The sequence below is a fragment of the Anaerococcus sp. Marseille-Q7828 genome (assembly GCF_949769285.1).
In the GTDB taxonomy this organism is placed as follows: domain Bacteria; phylum Bacillota; class Clostridia; order Tissierellales; family Peptoniphilaceae; genus Anaerococcus.
In genome coordinates this window covers 1,446,882-1,464,343 of the sequence record NZ_OX458331.1, presented here as the reverse complement: position 1 = coordinate 1,464,343, position 17,462 = coordinate 1,446,882, and the positions used below count along the sequence as shown (strand labels likewise).

Annotated in this window: 22 protein-coding genes; 19 read left to right on the top strand and 3 right to left on the bottom strand. The window is 36.0% G+C overall.

Features of this window, described 5'->3' with window-relative positions; genetic code table 11:
* The first annotated feature begins 18 nt into the window (after positions 1 to 18).
* The 8 genes from hrcA to QNH69_RS06965 all read left to right on the top strand — a co-directional run bounded on the left by hrcA (position 19) and on the right by QNH69_RS06965 (position 7,643).
* The gene (hrcA, locus tag QNH69_RS07000) at positions 19 to 1,032 is read left to right on the top strand and encodes a heat-inducible transcriptional repressor HrcA (RefSeq protein WP_282929779.1); all 1,014 of its coding nucleotides are present in this window, start codon (positions 19 to 21) and stop codon (positions 1,030 to 1,032) included.
* An 11-nt stretch (positions 1,033 to 1,043) separates the two neighbouring features.
* A complete protein-coding gene (gene grpE, locus QNH69_RS06995) occupies positions 1,044 to 1,601 on the top strand; it encodes a nucleotide exchange factor GrpE (protein WP_044566988.1) in 558 nt (185 codons plus the stop codon).
* A 13-nt stretch (positions 1,602 to 1,614) separates the two neighbouring features.
* Positions 1,615 to 3,426 (top strand): molecular chaperone DnaK, encoded by a 1,812-nt coding sequence (dnaK, locus tag QNH69_RS06990; RefSeq protein WP_282929778.1) that lies wholly within the window; start codon positions 1,615 to 1,617, stop codon positions 3,424 to 3,426.
* A gap of 95 nt (positions 3,427 to 3,521) precedes the next feature.
* Entirely contained in the window at positions 3,522 to 4,637 is a 1,116-nt protein-coding gene (gene dnaJ / locus QNH69_RS06985) for a molecular chaperone DnaJ (RefSeq protein ID WP_282929777.1), read from the top strand.
* Positions 4,637 to 5,932: a tRNA (N(6)-L-threonylcarbamoyladenosine(37)-C(2))-methylthiotransferase MtaB gene (gene mtaB, locus QNH69_RS06980; protein ID WP_282929776.1), complete on the top strand. Its 1,296-nt coding sequence runs from the start codon at positions 4,637 to 4,639 to the stop codon at positions 5,930 to 5,932. Before dnaJ ends, mtaB begins: the two co-directional genes overlap by 1 nt.
* Positions 5,933 to 6,012: 80 nt before the next feature.
* A complete protein-coding gene (locus tag QNH69_RS06975; RefSeq protein ID WP_073997852.1) occupies positions 6,013 to 6,348 on the top strand; it encodes a histidine triad nucleotide-binding protein in 336 nt (111 codons plus the stop codon).
* Between the two features lie 52 nt (positions 6,349 to 6,400).
* Entirely contained in the window at positions 6,401 to 6,583 is a 183-nt protein-coding gene (gene rpsU, locus QNH69_RS06970) for a 30S ribosomal protein S21 (RefSeq protein WP_282929775.1), read from the top strand.
* A 76-nt stretch (positions 6,584 to 6,659) separates the two neighbouring features.
* A complete protein-coding gene (locus QNH69_RS06965; protein ID WP_282929774.1) occupies positions 6,660 to 7,643 on the top strand; it encodes an NAD(P)-dependent oxidoreductase in 984 nt (327 codons plus the stop codon).
* Positions 7,644 to 7,701: 58 nt separating this feature from the next.
* On the opposite strand, the gene rsmI is transcribed toward QNH69_RS06965, so the two are convergent.
* From rsmI to QNH69_RS06950, 3 genes are all read right to left on the bottom strand, one after another.
* Positions 7,702 to 8,523, bottom strand: coding sequence for a 16S rRNA (cytidine(1402)-2'-O)-methyltransferase (gene rsmI / locus QNH69_RS06960; protein WP_282929773.1), 822 nt, complete (start codon positions 8,521 to 8,523; stop codon positions 7,702 to 7,704).
* A 20-nt stretch (positions 8,524 to 8,543) separates the two neighbouring features.
* The gene (locus tag QNH69_RS06955) at positions 8,544 to 9,248 is read right to left on the bottom strand and encodes a methyltransferase (protein ID WP_282929772.1); all 705 of its coding nucleotides are present in this window, start codon (positions 9,246 to 9,248) and stop codon (positions 8,544 to 8,546) included.
* Positions 9,249 to 9,449: 201 nt separating this feature from the next.
* On the bottom strand, positions 9,450 to 10,874 hold the full coding sequence (locus tag QNH69_RS06950; protein WP_282929771.1) for an aldehyde dehydrogenase family protein: 1,425 nt from the start codon (positions 10,872 to 10,874) through the stop codon (positions 9,450 to 9,452).
* A 122-nt stretch (positions 10,875 to 10,996) separates the two neighbouring features.
* Between QNH69_RS06950 and glmM the strand changes: the two genes are divergently transcribed.
* The 11 genes from glmM (at position 10,997) to QNH69_RS06895 (ending at position 17,424) form a co-directional block, all read left to right on the top strand.
* Entirely contained in the window at positions 10,997 to 12,343 is a 1,347-nt protein-coding gene (gene glmM / locus QNH69_RS06945; protein ID WP_282929770.1) for a phosphoglucosamine mutase, read from the top strand.
* On the top strand, positions 12,344 to 12,673 hold the full coding sequence (locus QNH69_RS06940; RefSeq protein ID WP_282929769.1) for an aspartate 1-decarboxylase (aspartate alpha-decarboxylase): 330 nt from the start codon (positions 12,344 to 12,346) through the stop codon (positions 12,671 to 12,673).
* 63 nt (positions 12,674 to 12,736) lie between these two features.
* On the top strand, positions 12,737 to 12,886 hold the full coding sequence (rpmG, locus tag QNH69_RS06935) for a 50S ribosomal protein L33 (RefSeq protein WP_044566325.1): 150 nt from the start codon (positions 12,737 to 12,739) through the stop codon (positions 12,884 to 12,886).
* Positions 12,887 to 12,895: 9 nt separating this feature from the next.
* A complete protein-coding gene (gene secE, locus QNH69_RS06930) occupies positions 12,896 to 13,084 on the top strand; it encodes a preprotein translocase subunit SecE (protein ID WP_282929768.1) in 189 nt (62 codons plus the stop codon).
* A gap of 7 nt (positions 13,085 to 13,091) precedes the next feature.
* Complete coding sequence (gene nusG, locus QNH69_RS06925) at positions 13,092 to 13,676, top strand: transcription termination/antitermination protein NusG (RefSeq protein WP_282929767.1); 585 nt, start codon at positions 13,092 to 13,094, stop codon at positions 13,674 to 13,676.
* 58 nt (positions 13,677 to 13,734) lie between these two features.
* Complete coding sequence (rplK, locus tag QNH69_RS06920; protein WP_044566321.1) at positions 13,735 to 14,163, top strand: 50S ribosomal protein L11; 429 nt, start codon at positions 13,735 to 13,737, stop codon at positions 14,161 to 14,163.
* Between the two features lie 38 nt (positions 14,164 to 14,201).
* A complete protein-coding gene (gene rplA / locus QNH69_RS06915) occupies positions 14,202 to 14,912 on the top strand; it encodes a 50S ribosomal protein L1 (protein WP_282929766.1) in 711 nt (236 codons plus the stop codon).
* 211 nt (positions 14,913 to 15,123) lie between these two features.
* Entirely contained in the window at positions 15,124 to 15,696 is a 573-nt protein-coding gene (gene rplJ, locus QNH69_RS06910; protein WP_282929765.1) for a 50S ribosomal protein L10, read from the top strand.
* 35 nt (positions 15,697 to 15,731) lie between these two features.
* Positions 15,732 to 16,115: a 50S ribosomal protein L7/L12 gene (gene rplL, locus QNH69_RS06905; RefSeq protein ID WP_282929764.1), complete on the top strand. Its 384-nt coding sequence runs from the start codon at positions 15,732 to 15,734 to the stop codon at positions 16,113 to 16,115.
* A gap of 115 nt (positions 16,116 to 16,230) precedes the next feature.
* On the top strand, positions 16,231 to 16,674 hold the full coding sequence (locus QNH69_RS06900; RefSeq protein WP_282929763.1) for a Fur family transcriptional regulator: 444 nt from the start codon (positions 16,231 to 16,233) through the stop codon (positions 16,672 to 16,674).
* An 87-nt stretch (positions 16,675 to 16,761) separates the two neighbouring features.
* The gene (locus QNH69_RS06895; protein ID WP_282929762.1) at positions 16,762 to 17,424 is read left to right on the top strand and encodes a hypothetical protein; all 663 of its coding nucleotides are present in this window, start codon (positions 16,762 to 16,764) and stop codon (positions 17,422 to 17,424) included.
* Positions 17,425 to 17,462 lie beyond the last annotated feature (38 nt).

The window sequence follows — 17,462 nt, the reverse complement described above, 5'->3', positions numbered from 1 at the left end:
GTGCTAAAAGGAGATAAAATGAATGATAGGAAGCTGAAAATATTATTCTCTATCATAAACTCTTACATCATAGACGGCGAGCCTATTGGTTCAAAATCTTTGGCTGATGAATACAATATGAATATTTCACCTGCAACAATTAGAAATGAGATGAGCGCTCTTGAGAAGATGGGTTTTATAGAAAAAGCCCACACATCAAGCGGCAGGCTTCCTTCGGATAAGGGCTATAGGTTATTTGTTGACTATATACTGGCAAATGAACTTAATGAAAATATCCGCCCTAATCGAAGTGACAGGATGATAAGTCTATTGGATAAAAGATATCACAATGCATCTGACATTGTTGAGACTGCAACTAAGATACTAGCCGATCTTACAAATTTGACCGCAGTATCAGTCACATTAAAAAACCAAATCAAGAAAATAAATAATATGGAGTTGATAAGACTTTCTAGCAATCAAGTATTGCTTGTGGCAGTCTTTGACAACGGATTGATATTAAATGAAATAATCCACTTAGATTATGAAATATCAACTGACGAACTCATATTTATTAACAATGTCCTAAACGACACTTTAGTGGGATCTGATATTAAAAATGTTAACGAAAACCTAAAGAAACTTGAAGATAATCTTTTAAGTGAGTATAGGGATCTTATGGATAATATCCATAGAAGACTTGAGGGCAAATCTTACAATGACGCAGAAAGAGATGTTCAAATTGAGGGCTTAGGCAATATCTTCAACTTTAAAGAGTATGAAGATTTATCTAAGGCACGTGAGTTTATTAAGTTATTTGATAGCAAGGATAGGGTAAATAAGATTATTGCCGATAGAAACTACAATAATCTATATGTTTCTATAGGTTATGAAAATGGCCTAGATGAGCTTAAGGATAATACTATCATCACATCATATTTTAAGGTCAATGATGAAGTAGTTGGCCACATTGGAGTGGTTGGCCTTACCAGACTTAATTACCTGGATGTGATATCAAATATAATAATGATATCAGATTTGCTTAATAAATAAAGGAGTTTGTAGTGGATAATGACAAAATAAAAAATGAAAATTTAGACGAGAATTTAGAAGAAGAAATCATAGAAGATAGCGATGATGAAGAAGTAATCGAAGCTGAAATAGTAGAAGATGAAGATGAGGAAATTAGCGAAGAAGTTATTGAGGAAGACTTCAATGAATTTAAGGACAAGTACCAAAGACTTCTAGCTGATTTTACAAATTATAAGCAAAGAGAAGAAGCTAGCAAGGCTGACTTTAAAAAGTACGCTTGTTCCAACTTAGTAGAAAAGCTCTTGCCAGTTTTGGACAACTTTGATAGGGCTATAGCAAGTGCAAGCGAAGATGACCCACTTATAAAGGGTGTGGTTATGACTCGTGACGAGATGCTAAAGATCCTTGAAAACGAAGGCTTAGAAGTAATCCCATCTGATGGTGAAGTTTTTGATTACAATGTTCACCAAGCAGTTTTATCAGAAGAATCAGACACTGTAGAAAGCGATCATATAATAGAAACTTTTCAAAAAGGTTATAAGTTAAACGATAGAGTAATAAGACCTGCAATGGTTAAGGTAGCAAAATAGGAGGCTAATTAATATGGCAAAAATTATAGGAATTGACTTAGGTACAACAAACTCAGCAGTAGCTGTTATGGAGGGTGGTAGCCCAGTAATAATCCCAAACAGCGAAGGTAATAGAACAACTCCATCAGTTGTAGCTTTCTCAAAAGACGGAGAAAGATTAGTTGGAGAAACAGCAAAAAGACAAGCTATAACAAACCCAGATAGAACAATTTCTTCTATCAAAAGAGAAATGGGTTCTGATTTCAAAACAGCTGAAATTGACGGCAAAAAATATTCACCAGAAGAAATTTCTGCTATGATTTTACAAAAATTAAAATCAGATGCTGAAAAATACTTAAACGACACAGTAACAAATGCAGTAATCACAGTACCAGCTTACTTTACAGATGCTCAAAGACAAGCAACAAAAGACGCTGGAAAGATTGCAGGTCTTACAGTAGATAGAATCATCAACGAACCAACTGCAGCTTCTCTTGCATACGGTCTAGATAAAGAACACGACCAAGCAAAAATCATGGTATACGACCTTGGTGGTGGTACATTCGACGTTTCAATACTTGAAGTTGGAGATGGAGTATTTGAAGTACTTTCAACTCGTGGTAATAACAAACTAGGTGGAGACGACTTTGACAACAAAGTAGTAGATTACCTAGCAAGTGAATTCAAAAAAGAAACTGGCGTAGACTTAACAAAAGACCTAACAGCTATGCAAAGACTAAAAGATGCTGCTGAAAAGGCTAAGAAAGAACTATCATCAACAATGACAACAAATGTAAACCTACCATTTATTACAGCTGTTGATGGCCAACCAGTTCACTTGGATATATCTTTATCACGTGCTAAATTTGATGAACTTACAAAAGACCTAGTAGAAGCAACAAGAGGACCAGTAAATGACGCACTAAAAGATGCAGGACTAGCTGCAAGTGATGTAGAAAAAGTATTACTTGTTGGTGGATCTACAAGAATCCCAGCAGTTCAAGAACTTGTTAAAAACATCATAGGCAAAGAACCACAAAGAGATATCAACCCAGATGAATCAGTAGCTCTAGGTGCAGCTATCCAAGGTGGAGTTCTTACAGGTGAAGTAAAAGACTTACTATTACTAGACGTTACACCACTATCACTTGGTATCGAAACCCTAGGTGGAGTTGCAACAAAACTTATCGAAAGAAATACAACAATTCCAACAAAGAAATCTCAAGTATTTACAACTGCAGCAGATGGACAAACAGAAGTAGACATCCACGTAGTTCAAGGTGAACGTGAAATGGCAGCAGACAATACAACACTTGGACGTTTCCAACTAACAGGAATCCCAGCAGCAAGACGTGGTGTTCCACAAATCGAAGTAACATTTGATATAGATGCTAACGGTATTGTAAATGTAACAGCAAAAGACCAAGGTTCAGGTAAAGAACAAAAGATCACAATCACATCAAGCTCAAACTTAACTGACGAAGAAATCGACAGAAAAGTAAAAGAAGCTGAACAATTTGCTGAAGAAGATAAGAAGAAAAAAGAAGACATCGATACAAAGAACAATGCAGAAAGCCTAGTTTACCAAGCTCGTAAGACACTAGAAGATGCCAAAATCGAAGGTGCTGAAAAAGACGAAATCGAAGCAAAAATCAACAAACTAGAAGAAGCTATCAATTCAAATGATACTGAAGCAATCAAAGCTCAAACAGAAGAACTACAAAACACAATCTATTCAATGAGCGAAAAGATGTACCAAGCAAATGCCCAAGGCGCAGAACAAGCAAGCGCTGACGAAGACGTAGTTGATGCTGACTATGAAGTAATCGATGAGGATGAAGAATAATATTAGCAAATAAATATAGCTTGAGTATAATAAGTAAATAAAAAGGCTATTTCATAATGAAATAGCTTTTTTTAAGTCTAAATAGTGGAGGAAAAATGCAAGATCCATATGAAGTGCTTGGCGTAAGCCGAGATGCCACAGCAGATGAGATTAAAAGAGAATATAGAAAACTTGCCAAGAAATATCACCCTGACCTAAATCCGGGAGATAGTGAAGCAGAACAAAAGTTCAAAGAAGCAACTTTATCATATGAAATCCTATCAGATAAGGAAAAAAGAGCCCAATACGACAGATTTGGCGAAGCTGCCTTTACCAATGGTGGTGGAGGCTATTCTGGTGGATTTACTGGAGGCTTTGGAGACTTGTTTGGAGACTTGTTTACAGATTTATTTTCTGGAGCAGGAAGCCAACAGACAAACAGACCTACTAAGGGCGCCGATATCCAACAAGTTGTAAATCTAACTTTTGCAGAAGCTGCCTTTGGAGTTGATAAGGAAATCCAAGTCCGCAGGGAAGAAATATGCCCAACTTGTGGGGGAACAGGTGCAGAAGACGAAAACTCCATCCATACTTGTTCAAAATGTAATGGCCAAGGTGTTATAAACCAAGTTAGCCAAACACCTTTTGGTAGAATGAGTAGGACTGTTACCTGTGATCAATGCCATGGAACAGGCAAGGTCATAGAAGAACCATGTAGGAATTGCCACGGGGAAGGTAGGATTCAAAAAAGCGAGAGAATTAAGATTGAAATCCCATCAGGTGTTGAAACAAATAATGTTATGCGTGTTTCAAACAAGGGAGATGCCGGCTACAATGGTGGGCCAAATGGGGACTTATATGTCATCATGCATGTCGAAGAACATGACATATTCAAACGCGATGGCCTAGACATTTACTACGATATGCCAATATCTTTCCCAACAGCTGCCCTAGGAGGCGAAATCGAAATACCAACTCTTAAGGAAAAAATGCCTTTTGATATACCAGCTGGCACTCAGACAGGCACTAAGTTTAAGGTCAAAAAACAAGGAATTACAGATGCAAGGACTAATAGAACAGGCGACTTGTATTTCTATGTAAAAGTCCTAACTCCAGAAAATCTTAACAGCGAACAAAAAGAAGCCCTCAAGGCCTACGCCAATACTGTAGGTGCAGAAGTAAAAGAGCACGAGAAAGGCTTCTTCGAAAAACTAAAGGATTTATTTGATTAATGGCAAACACATTTAACATCATTACACTAGGATGTAAGGTAAACCAATACGAATCAGAAGCAGTAGAAGAACTATTTTTACAAAAAGGCTATGAAAAAGCCCAAACAAATGCAGATATATACGTAATAAACACCTGCACTGTGACCAATATGAGCGATAGAAAGTCAAGGCAAATGATATCCAAAGCTCGTCGCGACAACCCAAATGCCATAGTTGCTGTAATGGGTTGCTACTCACAAGTGAAACCAGAAGAAGTGGCAGAAATCGAAGGCGTTGATATAGTACTAGGATCTCGCAACAAGGAAGAGGTCGTAGACCTATGCGAAGACATACTTCAAAATAAAGATGCTATTGATAAAATCATAGCTCCATCAGAAACTAAAACTTACGAAGAGCTAGAGATATCAAACCAAACAGAAATGACCAGGGCCTATATAAAAATCCAAGATGGTTGCAATATGTATTGCTCATATTGTCTAATACCTTATGCTAGGGGCAACATTGTAAGCCGTGATATAGATTCTATAGTAGAAGAGACAAAAAGGCTTGCTGATAATGGTTTTAAGGAAATAGTCCTAACAGGAATCCACGTAGCAAGCTACGGCAAGGACTTTGATAGTGACATTACACTCATAGATGTCATAGAAGCTGTGGCAAGTGTTGAAGGAATAGAGCGTATCAGACTTTCATCTATGGAACCAAGACATATAAGCCTAGATTTCCTAGAAAGAATGAAAGCTACAGGCAAGGCATGCGACCACTTCCACCTATCCCTACAATCAGGTTCTGACGATATTCTTAAGGCAATGAACCGCAAGTACGATAGGAAAATATATAAGGAAAAAGTAGACCTCATAAGAGAAGTCTTCCCAAATGCTGGACTTACAACAGATATAATCGTAGGCTTTCCTGGAGAAAGCCAAGAAAACCACGAAGAAACCATGGACTTTGTAGATGAGATTAAATTTGCCAAAACTCACCTTTTCAAATATTCGCCAAGAGAAGGCACAAGGGCTGCTAAAATGACTGGCCAAGTTGATGGCAATATCAAAAAGCAAAGACTCCACGAACTAGAGAAAATCGAAGAGAAAAACAGGATGGCCTTTTTAGAAGAACAAATAGGTAAAGTCCTAGAAGTCTTAATAGAATCTAAATCTGACCTAGAGGGGTACTCTGGAGGATATTCTACAAATTATCTAAAGGTAAATGTCAGAAACCATATACCTGCCAATACTATAGCAAGTGTTAAAATAACAGATATTATAAAAGGCGAACTTGTAGGAGAAATAGTTTAAATTTTTAGATGTCTATTTATCAATATTTTGTTGACTGAGATTTTTTCTTGTGGTATTATATATAGCAATGGGGGTGAAGTATGGATTGTGTATTTTGCAAGATTGCAGCAGGAGAAATTCCTACTGAGGCGATCTACGAAGATGAAAATTTAATTGCATTTAATGATCTAGATCCACAAGCACCTATCCATTTTCTTGTTATACCAAAAAAGCACATAACAAGTTTAGCTACGCTTGATGAAGCTGACAGTGCTCTTATAAGCCAAATTATGCTAACTATAGCAAAACTTGCCAAAGATAAAGGCCTAGAAGGCTACAGAGTTGTCACAAACATCGGCGAAGAAGGGGGACAAAGCGTTCCTCACTTGCATTTTCATGTACTAGGCGGCAGATCATTTAACTGGCCACCAGGCTGATTTGTAACTTAGAATATTGAAAAAATTGTGTTATACGAGAGGGGGGATAGAGATGACAGAGATCAGAGTTGGAGAAAACGAATCAATCGATAGTGCAATTAAAAGATTCAAAAGACAATGCGCAAGATCCGGTGTACTTTCTGAATACAGAAGAAGAGAACACTACGAAAAACCAAGCGTTATCAGAAAGAAAAAAAATGACGCTGCTAAAAGAAAAAACAGAAAAAAGAAATAATAAAATTTTAAAGGACCCTAGGGTTCTTTTTATTTTGCTATAAATTGGGTAGATATCCTATATATGAGGTGAAAATATGAAAATAGCATTTTTTAAAACCCACCACCTTGCCTATGACTATGTCAAGGAGTGGGAAAATGAAAATAAGATAAAAGTTGATATAATTGACGAGAAACTCAGCCCAGATAATTTGGATATATTGGCTGATTACGATGGCCTTGCAATGACCTTACCCAAAAACTTTGACAATTCTATTTACGAGAAATTACATGGACTAGGTATCAAGCAGATTGCCTTAACATCTGTAGGCTATAATATCTTTGACCTTGAAAAAGCAAGGGAAAATGACATCATCATAACTAATGTTCCAGACTATTCTCCAGAATCTATAGCGGAATTTACCATAATGATGATACTAAAGGCACTAAAGAAAGATAAAGAAATTCAAAAAAACTTAAGGGATAATGACTATAGGCAAAAGGCAAATATCCTAGGACAAACATTTAAGGGCAAGACTTTGGGCATCTATGGCCTTGGAAGAATTGGGCAAGATGTAGCAAAGATTGCAAAGTCCTTTGGAGCAAATGTAGTTACTTACAGCTCTCGTGGCAAAAAAGATATTGATGGAGTGACATTTTTATCTTCCTATGATGAGCTTTTTGAAAAGTCAGATATCATAACAATTCATTCAGCTCTTACAGAGGAAAACTATCATTTCTTTGATAAAAAAGCTTTTGTCAAGATGAAAGATGGAGCAATGATATTTAATTCGGCTAGGGGAGGTCTTATCAATACAGAAGACTTGCTCGAAGCCATTGATAGTGGAAAGATTGCCTTTGCTGGCCTTGATGTCTATGAAAATGAGAAAGTTATAAATGGCAAAAAAGACCCAAACTACCAAGATGATATTATTGACAGGCTTTTGTCAAATGATAGGGTCGACTACTATCCTCACATAACATATCTGACCAATACATCCCTAGAAAACCAAGTCAAATACGCATTAAATGCAGTAGTAGAAGTCTTGGAAACAGGAGATAGTAAAAATACGATTAATTAAAAAATAAAGGCTCAAGCAGGAAATATTAGCTTGGCCTTTATTATTTGCTTCTATCATTTTATTTTGATAAAGTCAAAACATATTCATATATTTCATTCTTATTAAAGGAAGACTTATTTTTTATAATCTTTGTAATCTCTTTGGTGCGAAGACCTTGTTTGATATAGGCTTTTATTTCCCCTTCAAAATCTTCTATAGATTGATTTTTTATTTCTTCTCCTCCCGATAAGACTAGGACAAATTCACCCTTCAAGGTCAATTCGTCTATGTTAATTTTGCTGATTTCTTCTATATAATATTCTTCGAATTTCTTTGTAAGCTCTCGGGCTATGCAAAGTTTTCTTTCTGGGAAAATTTTCTTAAAATCTTCTATAGTTTTTCCTATGTTGTGGGGAGTGTCAAATAAAATACTAGTGCGAGTCTGCTCTTTTAGCTCCTGGTAGAGTTTTTCTTTGTCCCCTTGTTTTTTGGGAATAAATCCGTAATAAATAAAGGAATTGTTTTCTATACCCGAGCCAACGAGTGCTGTGAGTATTGAGCTTGCTCCTGGCAAAATAGTGTATCTTATGCCAAATTCTTGGCATTTTTTGATCAGTATATGGCCAGGGTCCGAGATACCTGGCATTCCTTGGTCGGTGATTATTCCATAGGTCATACCATTTTTGCAATTTTCAATTATTTCTTCACTTTTTGCTAGTTCATTAAACTTATGGTAGGAAGTGAGTTCTTTTTTTATATCAAAATAATCTAATAGCTTCCTGCTTTCTCTGGTATCTTCGCAGGCGATAATGTCTACTTCCTTTAGGGTGTTGATAGCTCTAATGGTCATATCTTCAAGATTTCCAATAGGTGTTGGGATAAAGTATATTTGATAGTCCATATAAACTCCTTTAAAATAATTTATTCTTCTATGCCGTTTATTTCTTTAACTTCTTGGCTATATTGACCATCTTCGTAGATAATCAAGGGTTTTTCAATTTTTAGACCGTCATTTGCATTCTTTACAAATTCTATGAGGATAAATTCTGGTTTTTTATCGTAAGTGGAAGAGACAAAGCGGACTCTTTTGGCCTTTAAATTGCCGGATTGAGTAAATATATCAACCATGCGTTCTGGTTTGTGAATCATAAATAATTTTCCCCTATCCTTTAGACTCTTGTTGGCAAATTTGAATATATCGTTAAGTTTGAGATATTTTTCCTGGCGAGAGATTAGAAATTCCTCACTTTTGTTGGATATATTATCACAAATCTTGTAATATGGGGGATTGGTGATGATGTAATCGTAGGAATTTTCTGCAATTTCTACATTATTTAAATCATCGTTAATCACTTTTATATTATTAAGATTATTTAGGGCGATATTTTCTTCTAGAAGCCTTGCCTTTTCTTCTTGGATTTCTATTGCCATAACTTCCCTCAAATTATAAAGGCTATTGGCCCCAAGGGCAAGGATTCCAGATCCTGCTCCTATATCTATCAATGTTTTACCAGACCTCATCTTGGCAAAATCCATCAGCAGTATTGAATCTATGCCAAAGGAATAAGACTTATCTACATGTATCATTTTTATTTTTGTTTTTGGTATGTAATCTAATTTTCTCATAAGTCTAGTATATCAAATTTCTAAAATAAAAAAAGAAGAGCCAAAGCCCTTCTTAAACAAAAGTCCCTTGCAAGGAATAGGTAAAATCTTTTGGTTTCCAAATTGGTGATTTTATAAAACCGTATTATTGATTTGAACGAGCTTGCGATTATAGATAATAATTTTACTGGATTTTCCTGCTTAGGACTTCGTTTTTAGGATTTATTTTTTATAAACTGATTTAAGTTCGTAGTATTCTAATAGACCGTGGATGCCGCCTTCTCTGCCGACTCCAGATTGTTTGTAGCCACCAAATGGTAGGTTAGGGCCTTTAGCTCCGCCATTTACATAGCATTCGCCAGCTCTAATTTCTCTTGCAACTTCCAAGGCTTCATCATCTTCGCCAAATACCGCTGAAGATAGGCCGTATTCTACTGCATTTGCTACTTCTATGGCTTCATTTTTATCTTTAACCTTGATAATTGAAAGGACTGGTCCAAAGATTTCTTCATCGTGGATAGTCATACCAGGCTTAACATCTGTAAATATTACTGGTTTTACAAAATATCCAGAGCCATTCTTTTCTATGGCTTCTCCTTTTAGAAGATTAGCGCCTTCGTCAAGACCGATATTTACGTATTTTTGAACTCTTTCAAATTGCTTTCGGCTGGATAGTGGGCCTACTACAGTGCTTTCTTCTCTTGGATCTCCTGCCGGATAATTTTCATATTGTTTTTTGAATTCTTCTACTACTTGATCATAAATTTCTTCAACAACTACAGCACGAGATAAGCAGGAACAGGTTTGGCCTACATTTCTATAAACTGTGTCTAGGACTTGTTTGACACCCTTTTTAATGTCAGCTCCCTTTAAGAATACTGCTGGGGACTTGCCACCTAGTTCTAGGACAACTTTTTTGGCAGATTCCATAGCAAGGCCTGCTGCTTGGCCACCACCTTTTATAGATCCAGTGTATGAAACCATGGCTACTTTTGGATGCTTGTTTAGGACATCTCCAACCTCAGAACCTTGGCCTGTGATTAGGTTAAATACTCCCTTTGGAAGTCCAATTTCATCTAGGGCCTTGGTAAATAGGTAAGCTGTTAGTGGGGTTGCAGTTGCTGGTTTTTGAACAACTGTACAGCCTGACAAGAGGGCAGGGATTACTTTTTGAACGATTTGTCCGAGTGGGTAGTTCCATGGGGTGATTGATGCTACTACACCAATTGGTTCACGTAGTAAAAGTCCGCCTTCATATTCTTCTTCTGTTTTGATATTTTTAACTTCTTTTATAAAAGTTTCGATTCGTTCGATTTGAGTTTTGACTTGAGAATCGTGACCTATGTGTTTTGGAATACCAAGCTCTAGGAGGATAATCTCGTCAAAGTTATCTTGGTGATTAACTATCCAATCCTTTAGCTTTTCCATATAGGCAATTCTCTCATCAAGGCTAGTCTTTGAGTAAGTTTTGAAGGCCTCATAGGCTGCATTACAAGCTTTGTCTATATCTTCTTTGCTTGCAGAAGGAATCTTTGCTATGATTTCTTCTGTTGCAGGATTTTCTACATCAATGAATTCTCCGCTTGATGCGTCTACAAATTGGCCATCTATATATAATTTTTCATTATTTAATTCATTTATATTCATAATATCACCTCAAGTGACTTTTACCCTAAGTACTATAAATTTAACCATTATGTTTTCATAGGCCAGCTTAAGTGTATAATATTAATGATATAAAATATGTCATTTAAATTATTGGAGGAAATATGAAATATTTTGGAACTGATGGATTTAGGGGAGAGGCAAACAAGGATTTGAATGTCTACCATGCTTTTAAAATCGGAAGATTTTTGGGAGACTACTTCAACAAAGACAAGGGTTTTGCCGGCAAGATTGTTATAGGTAAGGACACCAGACGTTCTTCTTATATGTTCGAAGATGCACTTGCAGCTGGTATAACCTCATCTGGATCAAATGCCCACCTGCTCCACGTTACAACAACTCCTTCTGTATCATATATAGTAAGAAGTGAAGATTTTGATTGTGGTGTAATGATCACTGCAAGCCACAATCCATACCAAGACAATGGTATCAAGATAATAAATTCCAAGGGTGAAAAAATGGAAGATGAATTCTTGGAAGAATTGGAAGCATACATAGATGCTGACATCGAGGATATACCACTAGCCCAAGGAGATAAGATAGGTAGGACAGTAGACTTCATAGGTGGCCGTAATAGATATATTGCCTTTCTAATCCAAACTGTAGATAAGTCCTTTGAAGGCATAAAAGTTGGTCTAGATTGTGCTAATGGAGCAAGCTTTACCATAGCAAAACCTGTATATGATGCACTTGGTGCTGATACCTATGTAATAAACGACAGACCAAATGGTTTTAACATAAATGTAGATGCTGGATCAACCCACATAGAATATATGCAAAAATTTGTTAGAGAAAATAAGCTTGACATAGGCTTTGCCTTTGATGGAGATGCAGATAGGTGTATAGCAGTTGACTCAGATGGAAATGTAGTTGATGGCGATGCTATCCTTTATATATGTGGTAAACACTTAAAAGATGAGGGAAAACTAGAAAGTAATACCATAGCAACTACTATTATGTCAAATATCGGTCTATACAAGGCTTTGGATAATATAGGCATAGACTATGTAAAAACCAAAGTAGGGGACAAATACGTTCACCTAGCCATGGATGAACAAGGATTAGAATTAGGTGGAGAACAATCTGGACATATAATATTTTCCAAATACGCCAACACAGGCGATGGAATCTTAACATCACTTAGAATCATGGAAGCTATGATTGATCAAAAAACTGACCTAAAATCCCTAACAAGAGACCTTAAAATCTACCCACAAGTTCTAGTAAATGTAAGGGTTAAAGATAAAGAAGAAAGTCTATCCAATGAAAAGCTAAATGCAAAAATCGATCAGATTACCAAAGAACTTGGAGATTCTGGTAGGGTTTTGGTAAGGGCATCTGGTACAGAACCACTCATTAGGGTTATGGTTGAGGCAAGTACAAATGAGCTTGCAGAAACTTATGCAAATCAAATTAAAGATGAAATGGTTAATCTTGGATTGGCCCTCTAGATGAGAGATTATAAAACAGAACGTGAAATAAATCCCAAAGAGTGTGTCCTAGTTAGCCATGGTAGGGTCTATACTAAGGAAAGCTTTATAAGCTTTGATACCAGCAAACTAGAAGATTACCCACCAGAAGTCTACTATGATAGGGATGATAATTTCCTTGGCAAGATGTATGACGAGGGAGTATTTATTCTGCCTGACATAGAAGATATTATAATAGAATATATGGACCAAACTTATTCAAACCACGATATGGAAGACATAAGAGAATTTCTTCTTAAGAAAAGAATCGAATTTTACCAAAAATTAGAAGAAAATACTGTTGACAAATAGTCCATTACAAGGTATTATATTCACTTGTAGGAAATATCCGTATAAAATATAGGAGGTGTTTGAATGGCAGATAAAGTTAAGTTAGCATGTACTGAATGCAAAAACAGAAACTACGATACCACAAAAAACAAAAAGACTAATCAAGAAAGATTAGAACTTAGAAAATATTGTCCTTTCTGTAAAAAACATACAGTTCACAAAGAAACAAAATAGGAGCAAGAAATGGCTAAGGCTAAGAAAAACGAAGGATTTTTCGCATCTACTAAAAAGGAAAGAAAAAAAATCCAATGGCCAAGTAAGGAAATCACTTTTCAATACACAGGCCTAGTACTATTAATCAGTGCTATCACTGGTGTAGTTATTTACTTACTAGACAAATTGTTTGCTTTCCTATTAGGATTTATTATTTAGGTGACATATGTCAGATAAAAATGAATCTTTAGAAGAAAATACAGTAGAAGATACTGTAGAAACAGAAGAATCTAACGATAAGGCAAAATGGTATGTAGTCCATACCTATACCGGCTATGAAAACAGGGTTTGTGATAAGATTAGATCAATGATCGAAAACGAACAAAACCCAGATATAGTCGATGTAACAGTGCCAACAGAAGAATACGTAGAGATTAAAAACGATCAGAAAAAAGTAAAAACTAGAAAATTATTCCCAGGATACGTAATGGTAAAGATGAATATCACCAACAAAAGCTGGTATATCATCAGAAATACCCAAGGAGTTACAGGCTTTGTAGGTCCAGATAGGAAACCTGTTCCACTAACACCACAAGAAGTGAGAAAGTTTGGTGTCAAAGAAGAGAAGGTAGTCCTAGACATAGACGTAAATGTGGGAGACGATGTAAATATCATTGCAGGTCCATTCAAGGACTTTGTAGGAAGAGTTACAGAGATTGACAAGGAGAAACAAACTATCAAAGCCTTTGTAGATATCTTTGGTAGGGATACATCAATCGATCTTGAATATTCAGATATTGAAACAATCTAGTTACTAACTGTCAACAGTGGGAGGGTAATCCCCCGATACGACCACAAGGAGGTAAAATATGGCAGATAAAGAAGTACAAGCAGTAGTAAAATTACAAGTACCAGCAGGAGCAGCATCTCCAGCACCACCAGTAGGTACAGCATTAGGTCCTCACGGAATCAACATCATGGACTTCGTGCAAGCATTTAATTCACAAACAGCCGACCAAGCTGGAATGATAATACCGGTAGAACTAACAGTATTTACGGATAGAAGCTTTAAGTTCATAACAAAAACACCACCAGCACCAGTATTAATCAAAAAAGCTATCAACCTTAACAAGGGATCTGGTGAACCAAACAAAAACAAAGTTGGTAAAATCACACGTGCACAACTAGAAGAAATTGCAAACACAAAAATGCAAGATCTTAACGCAGCAAGCCTAGACGCTGCAGTTAGCATGATAGCTGGAACAGCAAGAAGTATGGGAGTCACAGTAGAAGACTAGTGGGAGAGGTAACTCGCTAACCACTAAGGAGGAATTAAATGGCAAAAAGAGGAAAAAAATATCTAGAATCAAAAAAAGCTTATGATTCTACAAAAGAATACGAATTAGAAGAAGCACTAAAAATTGTTGAACAATCAGCAAAAGCTAAATTTGACGAGACAGTAGAACTTCACTTAAAACTTGGTGTAGATAGCAGACACGCTGACCAACAAGTACGTGGTACAATCATTCTTCCACACGGAACAGGTAAAACACAAAAAATCCTTGCTTTCGTAAAGGAAGATAGAATTGACGAAGCAATCGAAGCTGGTGCAGACTACGCAGGTGGAGCAGAACTAGCAGAAAAAATCCAAAAAGAAAACTGGTTAGACTTTGACGTTGTAATAGCAACACCAGATATGATGGCTACAGTTGGTAGAGTTGCAAGAATCCTTGGACCACAAGGTATGATGCCAAACCCAAAAACTGGAACAGTAACAATGGATGTTAAACAAGCTATCGCAGAAGTAAAAGCTGGTAAAGTAGAATACAGAACTGACAAAGCAAACCTAATCCACGTTCCAACAGGAAAAGTTTCATTTGGTAATGAAAAATTAGCTGAAAACATCCGTGCACTACTTACTGCAGTTGTAAAAGATAAGCCAGCAGCAGCTAAGGGTAAATATCTAAGATCAGTAACTGTTGCATCAACAATGGGACCTGGTGTAAAATTATCTCCACAAAGAGCTATGGATCTAGTAGAAAGATAATAAAAATATTTGCAAAATTAAAAAACTGTGATATAATATCATAGTCAAATAAACAGGCTACCAAAGACTACGCAGACCCTAGGGTTTAATAATTGCGTATAGGTGGGAAGAGAAAAACTTACATCCCCACCGGTGTAAGCATGGTAAGTCATGCTTAGCTTTGTTGGGGATTTTTATATTTACCACAAGTTAGCCTTTAGGAGGTGAAAAAGTGAGCGAAAAAGCTATAGCAGCTAAACAAGTAGTTGTAAATGAAATCAAAGAAAAGATTGAAAACGCAAAATCAACAACTCTTGTAAGTTTTGATAGAATGGACGTACAAGAGATCACTGACCTACGTAGCAAATTTAGAGAAGGTAACTCAGAATACAAAGTTTACAAAAACACAATGATGAGATTTGCTTTCGAAGAACTTGGTTATGAAGATTTAGTAAGCGAACTTAAGGGTTCAAACGCTCTTATATTTTCAAACGAAGATTCTGTAACAGGACCAAAAGTTGCAGTTGACTACAGAAAAGAAGGCGACGAACAAAAAGAAAAGCTACTAATAAAAGCAGGTCTACTAGATGGAACTATCCAAACTGGCGAACAAATGATTGCAATTGCATCATTACCAAACAAAGAAGTTCTATACTCAATGCTTGCAAATGTATTACAAGCACCAATTCAACATCTTGCTGGTGATCTTAATAACACAATCGGCAAAATTGCTCTTGCACTTGATGCAGTACGTGTTAAAAAAGAAGAAGCAGGAGAAGTAGCAGAAGAAACAACAGAAGCATAATTTAGAAATAATAAATATTTAAGGAGAATTTAAAAATGGCAAGTGAAAAAGTAACACAAATATTAGAAGATATCAAAACTCTTACAGTACTTGAACTAAGCGACCTAGTACACGCAATCGAAGAAGAATTTGACGTAACAGCTCAAGCAGCAGTAGTAGCAGCAGCTCCAGCAGCAGCAGGCGCTGGTGAAGCAGGTGCAGCTGAACAAACAGAATTTGACGTTGTATTAAAATCAGCTGGACAAGCTAAAATCAACGTAATCAAAGTTGTTAAAGACGCAGCTGGACTTGGACTAAAAGAAGCTAAAGCTCTAGTTGATGGCGCTCCAGCACCAGTAGCTGAAAAAGTTTCTAAAGACGAAGCTGAAGCACTAAAAGCTAAACTAGAAGAAGCTGGCGCAGAAGTAGAAATTGCTTAATTAACTTTAACATTAAAAAGCTCTCATTGAGGGCTTTTTTTATTTGTAATTTTATCTATCTTGTAATATAATAGTAACATTGTATAATGATATACTAAGATAAAGGGGGGATTGGATGGAAGAGAAGATTCAAAACTTAGAATTCTTAGAGCCAGCAGAAAGACTAGAAGCAGAAAAACAATTATTGCAAGATAATGGTATAAGAGTTTCTCACCAGCGACTTTTAATCCTTGATTATTTATCAAAAAATCACAAACACCCTTCAGCTGAAACAATATTCACTGATCTAAAAAAGATAGATCCTGTCATATCTCAGGCGACAGTTTATAATACGCTAAAGATTTTTACAGCAAAAAACATAGTAAAAGAATTAGACTTCAACCTAACAAGTAAGAGATATGAATTTGCCAAGGATTGTCACAGCCACTTTATATGCGTAAAATGCGGCAAAATCATCGATTTAAAAGATAATAATGACTATAAGATAGAAGAGCTTTCTGACTATGAAATAGAAAGTGTAGATATTACATATAGGGGCCTATGCCCTGATTGCAAATAACCTTCCAATAGTATATATTGGGAGGTTTTTTATATTATTCGGGAATAATTACTCTTTTTTCCTATATAAAGGTAAAAGGAGTAGGTTATGATTGCAAAGAAAATACAAAAAAATGAGAATTTTACTATAGTTGATAACGATTACTTGAGAGATGAAAATCTATCCTTTAAGGCCAAGGGGATTTTGACCTATCTCTTGTCCTTACCTGGTGATTGGGTCATTTATTTTGATGAAATTATCACCCATTCTAAGGATGGGATCAGGTCTTTTAGGTCTGGGATTGATGAACTTATAAAAGAAGGTTACATTAGACGCTATCCAATTCGTGAAAACGGGGTCATAGTTCGTTGGGAAACTGAAGTATATGAAAAGAAATATGATCCAGATAAACAAAATGTTAATCTAGCTATTGAAGATCAAAGAAGTGTTAATGTTGATAAAGACAGACTAATAAGTACTAATAGACAAATGACTTATGGTACAAAGTACTTAGAGAATTTAAAATATTTGTACCTCTTCCAAGATGCTTGGAATGACCTTGGATCTATGGTAGTAAAGCTTGATGACATCCTAAAAGATTTTAAGATTACTTACGATCTTAGGATGCTTATACTCGATTATTCTGAAAAAGAAGTACTAGATACTATAAGGTCTATGAAGACTTCTTCATACGCAAGGCGTTTTCAAGTAGATTTTGCCTGGTTTTTGAGAAGAGAAAATTTTGAAAAGCTTTATAAAGCTAAAAATTGATTACTTAATTCTAATAATAGGTATAATTAAGATAATAA

Excerpts from the sequence above, each read along its gene's own strand:
- hrcA (WP_282929779.1), top strand. The coding sequence starts at position 19 with ATGAATGATAGGAAGCTGAAAATATTATTCTCTATCATAAACTCTTAC.
- dnaK (WP_282929778.1), top strand. The coding sequence starts at position 1,615 with ATGGCAAAAATTATAGGAATTGACTTAGGTACAACAAACTCAGCAGTA.
- dnaJ (WP_282929777.1), top strand. The coding sequence starts at position 3,522 with ATGCAAGATCCATATGAAGTGCTTGGCGTAAGCCGAGATGCCACAGCA.
- mtaB (WP_282929776.1), top strand. The coding sequence starts at position 4,637 with ATGGCAAACACATTTAACATCATTACACTAGGATGTAAGGTAAACCAA.
- QNH69_RS06975 (WP_073997852.1), top strand. The coding sequence starts at position 6,013 with ATGGATTGTGTATTTTGCAAGATTGCAGCAGGAGAAATTCCTACTGAG.
- rpsU (WP_282929775.1), top strand. The coding sequence starts at position 6,401 with ATGACAGAGATCAGAGTTGGAGAAAACGAATCAATCGATAGTGCAATT.
- QNH69_RS06965 (WP_282929774.1), top strand. The coding sequence starts at position 6,660 with ATGAAAATAGCATTTTTTAAAACCCACCACCTTGCCTATGACTATGTC.
- rsmI (WP_282929773.1), bottom strand. The coding sequence starts at position 8,523 with ATGGACTATCAAATATACTTTATCCCAACACCTATTGGAAATCTTGAA.
- QNH69_RS06955 (WP_282929772.1), bottom strand. The coding sequence starts at position 9,248 with ATGAGAAAATTAGATTACATACCAAAAACAAAAATAAAAATGATACAT.
- QNH69_RS06950 (WP_282929771.1), bottom strand. The coding sequence starts at position 10,874 with ATGAATATAAATGAATTAAATAATGAAAAATTATATATAGATGGCCAA.
- glmM (WP_282929770.1), top strand. The coding sequence starts at position 10,997 with ATGAAATATTTTGGAACTGATGGATTTAGGGGAGAGGCAAACAAGGAT.
- QNH69_RS06940 (WP_282929769.1), top strand. The coding sequence starts at position 12,344 with ATGAGAGATTATAAAACAGAACGTGAAATAAATCCCAAAGAGTGTGTC.
- rpmG (WP_044566325.1), top strand. The coding sequence starts at position 12,737 with ATGGCAGATAAAGTTAAGTTAGCATGTACTGAATGCAAAAACAGAAAC.
- secE (WP_282929768.1), top strand. The coding sequence starts at position 12,896 with ATGGCTAAGGCTAAGAAAAACGAAGGATTTTTCGCATCTACTAAAAAG.
- nusG (WP_282929767.1), top strand. The coding sequence starts at position 13,092 with ATGTCAGATAAAAATGAATCTTTAGAAGAAAATACAGTAGAAGATACT.
- rplK (WP_044566321.1), top strand. The coding sequence starts at position 13,735 with ATGGCAGATAAAGAAGTACAAGCAGTAGTAAAATTACAAGTACCAGCA.
- rplA (WP_282929766.1), top strand. The coding sequence starts at position 14,202 with ATGGCAAAAAGAGGAAAAAAATATCTAGAATCAAAAAAAGCTTATGAT.
- rplL (WP_282929764.1), top strand. The coding sequence starts at position 15,732 with ATGGCAAGTGAAAAAGTAACACAAATATTAGAAGATATCAAAACTCTT.
- QNH69_RS06900 (WP_282929763.1), top strand. The coding sequence starts at position 16,231 with ATGGAAGAGAAGATTCAAAACTTAGAATTCTTAGAGCCAGCAGAAAGA.
- QNH69_RS06895 (WP_282929762.1), top strand. The coding sequence starts at position 16,762 with ATGATTGCAAAGAAAATACAAAAAAATGAGAATTTTACTATAGTTGAT.